This window comes from Enterococcus sp. DIV0187 (assembly GCF_051713785.1).
Classification (GTDB): Bacteria; Bacillota; Bacilli; order Lactobacillales; family Enterococcaceae; genus Enterococcus_A; species Enterococcus_A avium.
Genome location: NZ_JBIOQO010000001.1, coordinates 1181792 through 1194515 on the forward strand (window position 1 = coordinate 1181792; position 12724 = coordinate 1194515).

At 37.6% G+C, this 12724-nt stretch carries 12 protein-coding genes; 4 read left to right on the plus strand and 8 right to left on the minus strand.

Going from position 1 to position 12724, the window contains the following annotated elements; genetic code table 11:
• From IGI52_RS05815 to lepA, 7 genes are all read right to left on the minus strand, one after another.
• Complete coding sequence (locus tag IGI52_RS05815; RefSeq protein WP_438780718.1) at positions 1 to 780, minus strand: hypothetical protein; 780 nt, start codon at positions 778 to 780, stop codon at positions 1 to 3.
• Between the two features lie 21 nt (positions 781 to 801).
• The gene (locus IGI52_RS05820) at positions 802 to 1029 is read right to left on the minus strand and encodes a hypothetical protein (RefSeq protein ID WP_419129186.1); all 228 of its coding nucleotides are present in this window, start codon (positions 1027 to 1029) and stop codon (positions 802 to 804) included.
• A gap of 26 nt (positions 1030 to 1055) precedes the next feature.
• Complete coding sequence (locus tag IGI52_RS05825; RefSeq protein ID WP_438780719.1) at positions 1056 to 1475, minus strand: type III secretion system protein PrgE; 420 nt, start codon at positions 1473 to 1475, stop codon at positions 1056 to 1058.
• A gap of 22 nt (positions 1476 to 1497) precedes the next feature.
• A complete protein-coding gene (locus IGI52_RS05830; RefSeq protein ID WP_438780720.1) occupies positions 1498 to 2196 on the minus strand; it encodes a class A sortase in 699 nt (232 codons plus the stop codon).
• Between the two features lie 64 nt (positions 2197 to 2260).
• A complete protein-coding gene (locus IGI52_RS05835) occupies positions 2261 to 5524 on the minus strand; it encodes a SpaA isopeptide-forming pilin-related protein (protein ID WP_438782233.1) in 3264 nt (1087 codons plus the stop codon).
• Positions 5525 to 5662: 138 nt separating this feature from the next.
• On the minus strand, positions 5663 to 6592 hold the full coding sequence (locus tag IGI52_RS05840) for a helix-turn-helix domain-containing protein (RefSeq protein ID WP_438780721.1): 930 nt from the start codon (positions 6590 to 6592) through the stop codon (positions 5663 to 5665).
• 194 nt (positions 6593 to 6786) lie between these two features.
• Positions 6787 to 8622 carry a translation elongation factor 4 gene (gene lepA / locus IGI52_RS05845; RefSeq protein ID WP_438780722.1) on the minus strand — a complete coding sequence of 612 codons (1836 nt, stop codon included), beginning with the start codon at positions 8620 to 8622 and terminating at the stop codon, positions 6787 to 6789.
• Positions 8623 to 8837: 215 nt separating this feature from the next.
• On the opposite strand from lepA, the gene IGI52_RS05850 reads away from it, so the two are divergent.
• Genes IGI52_RS05850 through IGI52_RS05860 form a run of 3 tightly spaced genes read left to right on the plus strand, consistent with a single transcriptional unit; the run spans position 8838 to position 11203 of the window.
• Positions 8838 to 10055, plus strand: coding sequence for a GNAT family N-acetyltransferase (locus tag IGI52_RS05850; protein WP_016180022.1), 1218 nt, complete (start codon positions 8838 to 8840; stop codon positions 10053 to 10055).
• Positions 10042 to 10551, plus strand: a complete 510-nt coding sequence (locus tag IGI52_RS05855) for a nucleoside 2-deoxyribosyltransferase (RefSeq protein WP_016180021.1) — start codon at positions 10042 to 10044, stop codon at positions 10549 to 10551. Before IGI52_RS05850 ends, IGI52_RS05855 begins: the two co-directional genes overlap by 14 nt.
• Positions 10541 to 11203: a hypothetical protein gene (locus IGI52_RS05860; RefSeq protein WP_016180020.1), complete on the plus strand. Its 663-nt coding sequence runs from the start codon at positions 10541 to 10543 to the stop codon at positions 11201 to 11203. Before IGI52_RS05855 ends, IGI52_RS05860 begins: the two co-directional genes overlap by 11 nt.
• Positions 11204 to 11244: 41 nt before the next feature.
• Here the strand turns inward: IGI52_RS05860 and IGI52_RS05865 are convergent, their stop codons facing one another.
• A complete protein-coding gene (locus IGI52_RS05865; protein WP_034877160.1) occupies positions 11245 to 11736 on the minus strand; it encodes a pyridoxamine 5'-phosphate oxidase family protein in 492 nt (163 codons plus the stop codon).
• A 214-nt stretch (positions 11737 to 11950) separates the two neighbouring features.
• Here IGI52_RS05865 and IGI52_RS05870 point away from each other — a divergent pair, with 214 nt between their 5' ends.
• Positions 11951 to 12682: an HAD family hydrolase gene (locus IGI52_RS05870; RefSeq protein WP_016180018.1), complete on the plus strand. Its 732-nt coding sequence runs from the start codon at positions 11951 to 11953 to the stop codon at positions 12680 to 12682.
• The last annotated feature ends 42 nt before the right edge of the window (positions 12683 to 12724 follow it).

Consider the following 12724-nt stretch of genomic DNA (forward strand, 5'->3'; position numbering starts at 1 on the left):
TTAGCCCCCCATCCATTCTTTTGCTTTTCGTTGTGATCCAATCAAGACTAAAATGAATACTACCGATTTACATAAACTCATAAATATCGCTGATAGATTTTGTAAATAGTTTCCGTTCGCAACAAGATCAAACATGTCATTTGCGATCAATGCAGGGTAGAGCTTCAGGATAAGAATTAGTAAGAAGCCTTGAATCGCAATGGCCATAAACTTCTTCAAAAAACCGGTCGCAATCGGTCGCCACTCTTCACTGACATAGGCAGCCACTAATATTTTGGCCACTGCTTTGAAAATGAACAGCTCAAATGCTCGAAGAAAAACGAGTATTTTTGTTATGATCTCAGCGATCCAATTAGAGAAGTGTGCGACTGCACTGATTCCATTCAATATCAGTTTCTGACTCGCTTTTACCTTTCCTTTTAGCTCAGGAACAACAAATTTTAAATCTGTTTTTGCTGTTGTGACATTATTAATAATATTGCCTATCGCATTGGCCAACCAAACAATCGAATCAAATATTTCGTTGCTGTACATGACCAAGACAAAACCCACAAAGTATTTCCACGCTATAGAAAAAAACAGTTCCATATTTACACGACCTTGTTCAATTTGGACCCTCTTGTTGGTATCCGCAAATTCGACATACATCAACACACTTAGGATCAACAAGGCAACAGGTGTCAGGCCTTTTGATATTTTTTCTACCAACTGATTCGCAACAGGATTGTATTTATCAAGACTGGATAGTAGCTGTGTTAGCGTTGAGCCGTCAATTTTCATAAGCCACCTCCTCCATTTTTACTAAAACCTGATTTGACCCAACGCAGCAATAATCGCAGCTGCGATCGTTGCCGAAATAGCTGCCATAGCTCCACCTGTAACCATTGATTCAATACCGTTATCCATTTTGTTTGGATTATCATTCTTTCTGCCTGAAAAGAAGTCTTGCGCTCCTGTAAACACACCAAACAACCCTCTAATTGTCATTACTGCTCCAATAACGGTTACTAGCTTATTTAAGATATCCATTAAATTTACCTACACTTTCCTTTGTTTTATTCTGCAACTGAAATCTCTGTATCAATAATCGTGTCGTACTCTTCCTGACTCAAAAAACTCTCAATACTGTATTGGATCTCACCGTTATATTCGCTCTCCTTGATCTTGACGTAGACCTCTTTATCAGTCAGAAAGTCCGCTGTTACTTTGTTGTAGTCAAAATCAATATCAGGAATATCACAGCCATTATCCTCAATACTGGATAAAATGTAGCCCAAACTTTCTTCAGTGAAATCATTCCCAAAAGTCAAGAATGATAGGCTACTTTCCCCTTTAGATCCAACAACAAAAATCATGAACATATCTTTGCCTTTTTTAGATTTCTGCATAACAACCTTTTCAATTTTTGCTTCATGAATACCTGGCGCAAATGGAATTTTTTCCTCACGATTTTTTTCTGGCTTTGTATACCTCATTGTTTGTTTCTCCCTTCAGAGTTTATTTTTTTAGTTTTGCTATAACGATCAGTCGATTGGGTGTATTTTGATTGCTGCTATCACAAGTAATCAACGTCAAAATCTTTGGGTTATCCTTAGAATCTTCCATGTATTGGACTTCCTTTTTAGAGATAATCTTGGTTTCAGTCACTACATATTCAGCTTGCTTGTCACGATAAGTCACTTTGATATCGTTCCCTTTCTGAAGGTATTTAATCCCTCCGAATAACAAGCCTCTATTCGTCATGTAATGACCTAAGAGAACAAAATTACCTTTACCAAGTGCTTGATTTTCCTTTGTTGTACCAGCACCAATACTCAAATTGGCTTGTGTAGAGCCTTCTAAAATAGGCAATTTCATTGAAATCGCCGGGATCTCTAACAGACCAACTCCAAATTGATTCACTTGTTCAGTTGGATTCACTTTCTTTAAATCATTAGGATTTAATGTATGAACGTCTGCAGCTGAATAATCAGCAGTTATTTTTTTCTTATTGGATCGCTTTTGGATCTGTTCTGTTGCTTGTTTTTGTGCCGCGTGTACATCTTTTTCGAATCCTCTTTGCTTAAAGAAAAGCATTGAAAAAATAAGCAACGCTAAAGCCAAGAGAGAACAGCAAACAATGACTGCACGCCGGGCAATTGGCGAGTTTGCAAGAAATCGTTTCACTATTCGAAATTTTTTCCGAATAAATCTCACCACTGCACCTCCTCATATTTAGATAAAAAAAGAAGGAGAATGATCTCCTTCTTAAGGTGACTATTTAATTAAAGAAAGCAGAAAAGAACTCCTGAAAAGCGTTATAGCTTCCTGTTTGCGGTATAGACTTTTCAGTATTTTCCGGTTTTGATGTTGGAGTTGTTTTTTCTGGTTCCGTTGATTTAGGGCGAATGGTTTGTTTCTCATTGTTTAAGTCAAAATGATCTGCATATTTATCTTCATGCTTTTCATCATTGAAGACTTCGTGAGTTACAACTAATTTTTCTCCGTCCTTCAGATTGTATTTCTTAGCGTAATATTGGAAATCGACGTTAAACTCTTCTTTTCCTTTTTTCACTTCACGTGTGTCATTGATTGTTTCTAATACTTCAGATTTAATATCTTTAGTAGTTTTACTTTCTGTAGCAGCTGCACTACTTGAGGTAGTCGTGCTATCAGTGGTAGTGGTACTACTTGAAGTAGAAGTTTTGTTGCTTGACGTAGTTTCTGTAGTTTTTGTATCAGAAACTTTGTGAAGTTTGTGGACCCAATATTTCTTCTGACCAACTTGTGACTCAGGGAAGTCTTGACTGACTTTATCTACGAGTTTTTGATCTTTTGTCGCATCAATCTCTTGATCTCCATCTGTCGTAACAAACAGTGTTTCGATTTTTGGTTCTTCCTCTTTAGGGATTTCAGGTGTCACTGTCTGTTCTTTATTATCTAGATCCTCGTGTTCAGCAACTTCTTTTTCATTACCTTCTTCATCTACTTCAGCCAGTTTTTCCGTCCAAACATATCGTGTGTTTTCATCATCTTTTGATGTATCTACTAACGTTTCAACAACTTTTTCCATGTTTTCAGCATCCGCGATAAAATCTTCATCTGCTTCATAAACAACTTTAGCGTTTTCTTTGTCGTCATTCTTAATTCTCCATAACTTGATGGCTTTTAATCTGTATTTACCATCTTTATTCATATCTGAAAGATTGATTGTATCTTTCATAGGAGTATCTTTACCAGGAATGAAGGTTGGTTTGCCGTCAACGCTGGCTTTTGTCGAAATTTGTGGTGCTTTGACCAAATGGTTGGTAATCATTAACTTTCCTAATGAAATGTGATTAGAACCTTCATTGATTTTTGACTCAGGTACAGTCAATGTTTTGATTGGTTCTTTTTGGCCGTCCTCAGTAACAGTTACATTGTATTCACGCTTTTCTTCATCAAAAGTCGATTTAAGGATTAGATCCTTCATCTTTTTGTATCCGTCCGGAGCTGCTACTTCAGAAATTTTGTAGTCACCATAAGGGAACTCTTTAAATGCCCAATAGCCATCATAGCCTTCAGCATTCGTTTCTGTTTCAACCTCTACAACGTCGCCTTTTGTTGGATCAATTGGAGTCAAAGCAAATTTGATTCCATTGTATCCAGAATTGACATTTCCACCTTTTGACTGAAGGTATTTAAAGCCATCGATCGTAAACTTAATCACTTTTTCCTTTGAAGTGACATCCGCAGCAACAACTTTAGTTTCTTGGTCTTTATACTTCAGTTCAAACTCACGCTTCTCTGGATCGATCTGATAGCCCTCAGGAGCCTTTGTTTCTTTCCAGTAATACTTATTTAATGCAAGGTGTTTAACACCGGCAGTTTGATCCTTATCGTCGATACGGATCACAATAGAATCGTCTTCCGTCTCAACTTTTGTACCATTCGTTAGTTCTGGTTTAAATTTATCTGTCCATTTGACTGGTGTATCATCACTATTGAATAGTGTGTATTCAGTTCCTTCAAAACTTGCACGACCTTGTGTTTCATTTTGAGTTTCCTCATCTTCCTTTGTTAAGATAGAATATCCGGTAACCTCCTGATTTGTACCATCAGTGTTAACTACAACGACAGGTGTTTTTTGATCCTGGTATTCGATTTTCACTGTCACTGGTTTAAAGGTATCCGCAAATCCATTAGCCGCGGTCTTTTCTGATACGTAATAGGTGCCTAAAGGCAACTTATTACTAGACGTTGCGGTCCCTTTATCGTTAGAGGTAATCGTCTCAACGACTTTTCCATCTTTGTCTTTCTCACGAATTTCAAACACATTACCAGCACGAGAATAGTTATCGTTCCAAGGGTCTTTTCCGCTTTCAACACCTGACTTTTCAATAATGATTTGTCCTGTTGCTTTAACATTGCGAGCAGTGTATGTGATTGTTTCACCTGCTTTAACTGTTCCTTCTGTACTATCACTCTCACCAACAGCTGAAGCAAGAACGTACGGTTTTGGTACATTTGTTTCAGTAATTTTGTAGTTAACACCGTTTGGAATTGTAGTGATAGTTTCTTCACCGTTAGCACCTGTTTTAACAGTTTTCTTTGCAGGTGCATTCGCTCCACTAAATGTTACGTCAAATGTTGTATTAGGGATAAGTTCATTAGTATCCTTATCCATTTTTCTAATGCGGATTTCTCCTGTAGTATTAATTTTTGTATCAAACCTAAAAAAGTTCGGGTCGCTAATCGCAGGTGTCACAACAGATTGTGAGCCTTCTTTGGCCCACATAATTGGAGTGCCTTCCATATAGCTTCTTTTAGCAACATAAGATCCAGATGTTTTTGTAACATCTTTAGGAGTAATATCTACTGACATACCGTCTGAAGCAATTTTAAAATCAATGCATGCTTCATTTTGAACGACTGTATCAAAAAGACGCAAATCAACAGCTGATTGCACTTTTTTAGTTTCACCAAATGTTAAATCAATAGTCTTTCCATGGAAATTAGGTTTCTTTTCATAATTATCAATTGCTTTATCCAGTTTAGCTCTCAACTGAGGATACTCAGGAATTTGATCAATTGAAGTAATATTCAGATTGTATTCTGTTAAATTATTCCAAACAACAGCCCTTGCAGTAATCTCTTCATGTTGGGTCTTGTTCGGGAAAACAGACTGCCAAATACAAGAAGCAACCTGTGCACGTCTGGCTAGATTTGAATAACTAACTCCTTCGTAACCACCAGTTACAGCCCCACCACTTAACGGTACTCCTGGCTGAATACAAAATACCATCTGTGCCTCACCATTTTGTGGTTTAATAGCCAAACTGGCTGTTACATCTGACCAGGCTACCCCATTTTTGGTGCCCCTCATCGTGTATAAATTTGCAGTATCATAATAAACTTCCCCAAAGCGATATTCTGTAATTCTTGGTTCAAGTTTTCTTCCAGATTCCTCCGCTAATCCAAATTCTGAGGACTTGAAAAATGCAGTTACTAGCCCTATAAAAAATATTAATCCTATCTTTTTAAGTATTAGATTATTCTTTTTCACAATCAATTACCCTTCCTTCTACACAAAAAAACGAGTAGTTTAAAGATCATTTTCTGATCATAACTACTCGCCGATTTATTTAAAAATATTTATTTCATTTACTTGTTGTCTCTTTGAAGCCTCTTTTGTACATAATTATCAGATCCCATAAATCAAAAACTCAAGAGAAGTATTCCCTAGAAAAGCGTATTGAACCAATCTCTCCGTATTTGGAATATCCTTTCCATTTTCATATCTGTCCATTGACCATTTTCTGATTGTAGGATCGAACATTTCTCCAAAATCTTCTCTTTCAAGTCTATAGTCTCTTCGAATTTTCCTCAAACGTCTTCCTAAATAAACAGTGTCTAGTTTTTTAAATTTAAAGTTTTTTCTTCTTTTTTGTTTAAGCATCCTTTTATAAGTTGATCCATACAATATATAAGAGACAGTTGTTTCACCAAGATAGGCTACATTCATTAATTTCTCGATATCAGGAATATTGATCCCTTTTTCCCAACGACTAATGACATTTTTACCTGTGACTTGAGTCATATGTTTTCCAAACACTGCTAGACTCTCTTCCCTCTTTTTTCTTATCTTATTGATTCGAATCCCCATTTCTTCTCTATTAACTTTGGGGAAATCTGGTATTCCATGCTCATTGATGATTTTTTTTGTTATGTTCTCATTAGAATCCGAAAACAGCAATTCTATTTTCTTGATAACACTTGCTGACGGTTTCCTTTTCCCATTCAGAATTTTTGTTAATACTGAAGAATCAATGCCAGTTAGTTCGGCTACTTCTTTTTTTGTGATTCCATTGATCTGCTGGTATCGAATCAGACTACTGATGATTTCATCTAACTTTTCTTCTTTTAGAATCAAACGATCGTCATTGTCCAAAGCTTGCCTTATTAAGGCTAGATTTTCACTAGATATTTTTCTACTTCCTTTTTCATAGCTTGCAATTGTTGCTCTTTTTATCCCTGTCTTGTTTGCTAAGTCTACTTGAGTAAGGTTGTTATTTTTTCGCACTTCTTTTAAAGTAATTCCAAAATCTACAATACTTTCATTTATTTTAACCATGAAAAAAGCACCTCCTATGAGATGCTTTAATCATACTTTGCTCAAATAAAATAATCAAGAAAATGTTGCAGTTTTGTCCATTTTCAAACCTCGTGACAACGGATGTGACAGTTTAAATCCATTTTAAACAGTTCTGAACGTATTTTAGCAACTTTCAAAACATTGATTTAATAGGGTTTTCGATCTAAAAAGAGCTATTTCGCATTATCTTGGTCTTCCATTTTCAGAACTGCCATGAATGCCTCCTGAGGGACTTCAACGGAGCCAATCTGTTTCATCCGTTTCTTCCCTTCTTTTTGTTTCTCTAACAATTTCCGTTTTCGAGAAACATCCCCGCCGTAACATTTAGCCAATACATTTTTACGTAAAGCTTTGATATCTGTACGGGCAACGATTTTGGTACCAATAGTTGCTTGGATCGGTACTTCAAACTGCTGACGTGGGATTAAGGTCTTCAATTTATCCACGATTGCACGGCCACGTTCTTGGGCGAATTCGCGGTGAACGATAAAGCTTAAGGCATCGACTTTTTCAGCATTCAATAGAATGTCCATTTTAACTAAGCGGCTTTCGCGATAATCAGCCATTTCGTAATCCAATGAGGCATACCCTTTTGTACTTGATTTTAATTTATCAAAGAAGTCAAAGACAATTTCCGACAATGGAATATTGTAAACAACATTCACGCGATAATCATCTAGATAATCCATAGTAATAAACTCGCCACGTTTGCGCTGAGAAAGCTCCATAACAGCACCGACATAATCATTTGGTACCATAATATTAGCTTTCACGAAAGGTTCTTCTACGTTTTGAATTTTTGATGGATCAGGAAAATCTGAAGGATTATCCACAATCAACTGCGTGCCGTCAGTCAAGTTTACATGGTAAATAACGGATGGTGCCGTGGTGATCAATTCAAGATTAAATTCACGCTCCAGGCGTTCTTGAACTACATCCATGTGTAGCAGACCTAAGAAGCCGCAACGGAAACCAAAGCCTAAAGCTTGTGAGGTTTCTGGTTCGAATTGTAACGCCGCATCATTTAATTGCAATTTTTCTAACGCTTCTCGCAAATCATTATAACGAGAGGTATCAATCGGATAGAGACCACAGAACACCATCGGATTCATTTTACGATAGCCAGCCAAGGCTTCTGCTGCTGGATTATTCGCAAGTGTCACGGTATCCCCAACGCGCGTATCTTGGACAGACTTAATGCTGGCAGTAATGTAGCCGACGTCTCCTACCATCAAATAATCTCGTTGAACAGCTTTCGGTGAAAAAACTCCAACTTCTGTTACATCGAAGGTTTTGCCGTTACTCATCAATTGAATCTTATCTCCGGGACGGACAATTCCATCCGTAATACGAACGTTTAAGACAACGCCACGATAGCTGTCATAAACGGAATCAAAAATCAACGCTTTTAATGGCGCATCTAAATCACCACTTGGTGCAGGAACATTCGTTACGATTTGCTCTAAAATCTCGCTAATCCCGATGCCTGTTTTGGCACTAGCAAGAACCGCATCTTCCGCATCAATTCCAATCACATCTTCGATTTCCTTACGAACTCGCTCTGGATCAGCGGCTGGTAAATCGATTTTGTTAATGACTGGCAAGATTTCCAAATCGTTGTCTAACGCTAAATAAACATTCGCTAGTGTCTGGGCTTCAATTCCCTGAGCCGCATCAACAACTAAAACTGCACCTTCACAGGCGGCTAAGCTCCTGGATACTTCATAGGTAAAATCGACGTGTCCTGGCGTGTCAATCAAATGGAAAATATAATTTTGACCATCATTAGCAGTATAATGCAACTCGACCGCATTCAATTTGATTGTAATTCCACGTTCACGTTCAAGATCCATTGAGTCTAGCAATTGCTCCTGCATTTCACGGGAACTTACAGTATTCGTTTGTTCTAAGATTCGGTCAGCCAATGTCGACTTCCCATGATCAATATGCGCAATGATCGAAAAATTTCGAATCATCTGCTGGCGTTTCTTCATTTCTTCTATATTCATCAATGTTCCTCATTTCTTTTAATCAGCACTGTCAATTATACCAACGATCGGAATAGAAAAAAAGTCTTTTCCCCTATTTCTAAAAGTCAGTAAGAGAAATATCATGCTTGTTTTGCTATACTTAGAATATAGATTAATTTGAGGCTGAATTCTACTAGCTATTTAATCAGTTTAGTGGAATAACTCATATAATACTATTTTTAGGAGATGAACGTATGGATAGTGACTTTAAGGAACAGCTCGTCTTAAAGCCTGTAGGTGAGGAACACTTAGCGCAATATGATGAGCTGCTTAGTTATGTCTTTCAAGTGACAGAAAGTGATATTGAAAATAGCGGATACGAGAATAAAAGAGAAATGGTGCGGGCGAAAAAGCCGGTCTTAGAACAATCGAAAGTTTTTGGCTGGTTCCATGGTGATAATTTGATTTCCCAGATAGCCATTTATCCTTGTGAAGTAAATATTCACGGGAAGCTTTTCCAAATGGGCGGCGTTACTGGTGTTGGAACCTATCCCGAATATGCCAATCATGGCTTGATGAAGGATTTAATCAAAAAGGCTTTAGTCCAAATGCGTGAGGATCAACAATGGATTTCCTACTTGTATCCTTACAACATCCCATATTATCGCCGTAAGGGTTGGGAAATTATGTCTGACAAGCTTAGCTTTAAAATCAAAGACACCCAGCTGCCAAAACAAGTTGACCTGCCAGGAATCGTCGAGCGTAAGGAAGTCGATGATCCTGATGTTTATCAAGTCTATCATGAATTTGCCTTAAATAATCACGGGGCGATGATTCGAAAGGAATTGAATTGGGAAGAGTATTGGCGATTTGAAAATGAAGAGGAACGTATCGCCGCAATTTACTATAACGCTGATAAAAAACCGACTGGTGTGTTGTTTTATTGGATTTCTGACGAGGTTTTCCATATTAAGGAAATGTTCTACTTAAATCAAGAAGCACGCAATGGCTTATGGAATTTTATTAGCGCGCATTTTTCGATGGTTTATTGGGTCAAGGGCGATATTTTTAAAAATGAACCCCTCTCCTTCTTATTGGATGACAGCGAAATCACCGAGACAATTGCTCCTTTCTTTATGGCGCGGATCGTTGATGTAAAAGAGTTTTTATTGGAATACCCATTTGAAAAATCAGTCGAACCCTTCTATTTTGAGGTGGAGGACCCCGTTGCTGAATGGAACAATGGCATTTTTGCCCTTAGCTGGAATGACGCAGATGAGTTAACTATTTCCGATCAGCCTCAGGGAAGACGAATCGCGCTGAATATTCAAACCTTGACCTGCATGCTGATGAATTATCGGCGTGCTGCGTATCTCGCGCGAATTGAGCGGCTTGAGGCCGACAAAAAAGCAATTGAATTATTAGAAACAACAATCCCAGATATGGAGGCTTATTTTAGTGACTACTTCTAAACACATTTATTTTGCTGCATCGCTATTTGCACAAAGCGACTTACTTTATAACAAGTATTTAGTTGAAAAAATTCGAGAAATTGATTCAACGCTCACCGTTTATTTACCTCAGGAAAATGAAGGAATTAATGATAAATCAGCGTATGCTGACAGTAAGATGATCGCGCTTGCCGATACTGAAGAGGTTTTAAAAAGTGATTTGATGGTGGCGTTGTTAGATGGATTGACCATTGATGCAGGTGTTGCTTCTGAAATCGGCGTTGCTTACGCGAAAGGCATTCCTGTTATTGGATTGTATACAGATTCTCGTCAACAAGGTGCGGATAATCGAAAGAAGTTAGAGGCGTTGCAAACACCTGCAGAAAATCAATTTCATTACTTAAATCTTTATACCGTTGGATTAATCAAATTAAACGGCACAATCGTTAGCACTGAAAAAGTGTTGTTAGAGCAAATCCAATCTTTTATAGAAGGTAGTGAGTTCCATGAATTATAAAAAATACCGTTTGGCTCTTTTGATTTTTGGAGCAATCTGTTTGCTCTACAATATTTACGAATTTGTGATTGGTAAATACTCTACTAAACAAGGAGTGATTTTCGTAATCGAGTGTTTAGCTGGGATTGCTTTGATTTTCTTGCCAGAAATCATTACGAAATTATTCAAAATCGTTTTACCTGAAAAAATTATTTATTTTTATTGGTTCTTCTTAGTGATTTCTGTCTTTTTAGGAACTTCTCTGCACATGATCTCGATCATTTCCTTCTGGGATAAGATCCTGCATACCGTGAGTCCAATGGTCTTGACGGCGCTTGGCTATGGCTTGATCGGATATTTCATGAAGGATGCTGATATCAGCAAAACATCACCTTGGCTATTCTTGTTATTTGGTTTCGCCTTTGCAGGTCTTTGCGGCGTTTTCTGGGAGTTCTGGGAATTTCTTTGCGATACCGTTGCGGATATGAATCTTCAACGATATGCAACTTCTGCCGGGAAACTATTAGTCGGACGTGAGGCACTGATGGACACGATGGGAGATCTCTTGACCAATACGATTGGTGCGGTCTTAATGGGAATTTACGCACATGTTCAAAGTCGCGGAGATGCCGCTCACTTTGAAGAATATCGTTTGAAAAAGATCCGTAAGTAAAAAAAGATTGCAAACCGTTTTTAATGCGGTTTGCAATCTTTTTATTTATCGTCAGGATGGATATTTTCTTTCATCGTATAAGAGTCCAAGGTAATTTTAATGATTCCTGTACGCTTCAGCATACCTTCTGGAATTTCATCAAACTCAGCCCCTTTTGCCGCATGATCCATCAATAAATGCAAGGCTTTCCTTCTTTCCTCTAAATCATCTAAAAGCTCAGCCTTTCCAAAGCCAATCAAGCTTTGATACGCATAGGAATAGGATGCGGCGTTTCTTGTTCCTTCAACTAATTTGTGGTTGCCATCCATTTCTACTGCTACTTTAGGATCGTTTTTGATCATGGAGACTTTCTTACCTTCATTCGCACCGTGAACATAAAGCGTTAATTTCTCCTCGTTCCATTCATACCCAAAGTTCACTGGAACAACATAAGGATAATCCTCACCGTTCAAGGCAATTCTTACAACCTGTGATTTTTCGACTAAGTTTTTGATTGATTCTAAATCTGTAACTTGTCTTTTTTTTCTTCGCATCATTTTTTCTCCACCTATCCAAATTCTTTACTCTAATCATAATAGATTAGAATTCAAAAAGAAATCTTTTTTTAGTTCCAAATACTGAAAATTGATAGACAGCGGTTTGTCTTTTTTAGTAGTAAAAACCTTTTCTAATCAACGATTTTACTCTTTTTTTGTGTGATTTTTTGTACTAAAATAGCAACTGTAATAATTTGAAAATTTGCTGAAAATGAAAGGCGTGTCGATTTTGATTGAAACTGTCGTATTTGATATCGATGATACTATTTACGATCAACAAGAACCATTCCGTAAAGCAGTCCAGAAATTATTTCCACTAGTAAGCGAGGAAGATATGCTCCCTCTTTACACCCGCTTCCGTGTTCATAGTGACGCAAACTTTAATAAGGTCATTACTCAAGAATGGACCTTAGAATATATGCGTTCTCACCGAATCAGTCAATCACTGAAAGATTTGGATTATCCCCATATTACGGATGAGGAAGCGTTGACTTTCCAAGAGGTCTACGAAGCTGAGCTTGATGCTATCACCATGCATCAGGAAGTTGAAAAGACCCTTGATTTTCTGAAATCTAAAAAAGTCCCAGTTAGCATCATCACGAATGGACCAACAGACCATCAATATAAGAAAATTCTGCAGCTAGGGCTATTAAATTGGGTCAGTGAGGACAATATCATCATTTCGCAAGCTACAGGTTATGAAAAACCGGATGTAGAAATTTTTGAGTTAGGAAAAAAACAATTTTCCTTAAACCCTGAAAACTCATTATATGTCGGCGATAATTTTAACAATGATGTAATTGGCTCAAAGCGTGCCGGCTGGCAATCTCTCTGGCTGAATCATCGTAATCGCCAATTACCAAAAGGAACGTCTCAAATTCAAGACATCGAGCTTACCTCATTCGATCAATTATTACCAACGTTCCAGCATATTTTCGCGTAAATGAACTTTTGAAACAGATTTGAAAAAGACATGGGGAAAAAT

Bases quoted from the DNA above. Each gene is read 5' to 3' on its own strand.
- IGI52_RS05815 (WP_438780718.1), bottom strand. From the start codon at position 780: ATGAAAATTGACGGCTCAACGCTAACACAGCTACTATCCAGTCTTGAT.
- IGI52_RS05820 (WP_419129186.1), bottom strand. From the start codon at position 1,029: ATGGATATCTTAAATAAGCTAGTAACCGTTATTGGAGCAGTAATGACA.
- IGI52_RS05825 (WP_438780719.1), bottom strand. From the start codon at position 1,475: ATGAGGTATACAAAGCCAGAAAAAAATCGTGAGGAAAAAATTCCATTT.
- IGI52_RS05840 (WP_438780721.1), bottom strand. From the start codon at position 6,592: ATGGTTAAAATAAATGAAAGTATTGTAGATTTTGGAATTACTTTAAAA.
- lepA (WP_438780722.1), bottom strand. From the start codon at position 8,622: ATGAATATAGAAGAAATGAAGAAACGCCAGCAGATGATTCGAAATTTT.
- IGI52_RS05850 (WP_016180022.1), top strand. From the start codon at position 8,838: ATGGATAGTGACTTTAAGGAACAGCTCGTCTTAAAGCCTGTAGGTGAG.
- IGI52_RS05860 (WP_016180020.1), top strand. From the start codon at position 10,541: ATGAATTATAAAAAATACCGTTTGGCTCTTTTGATTTTTGGAGCAATC.
- IGI52_RS05865 (WP_034877160.1), bottom strand. From the start codon at position 11,736: ATGCGAAGAAAAAAAAGACAAGTTACAGATTTAGAATCAATCAAAAAC.
- IGI52_RS05870 (WP_016180018.1), top strand. From the start codon at position 11,951: ATGAAAGGCGTGTCGATTTTGATTGAAACTGTCGTATTTGATATCGAT.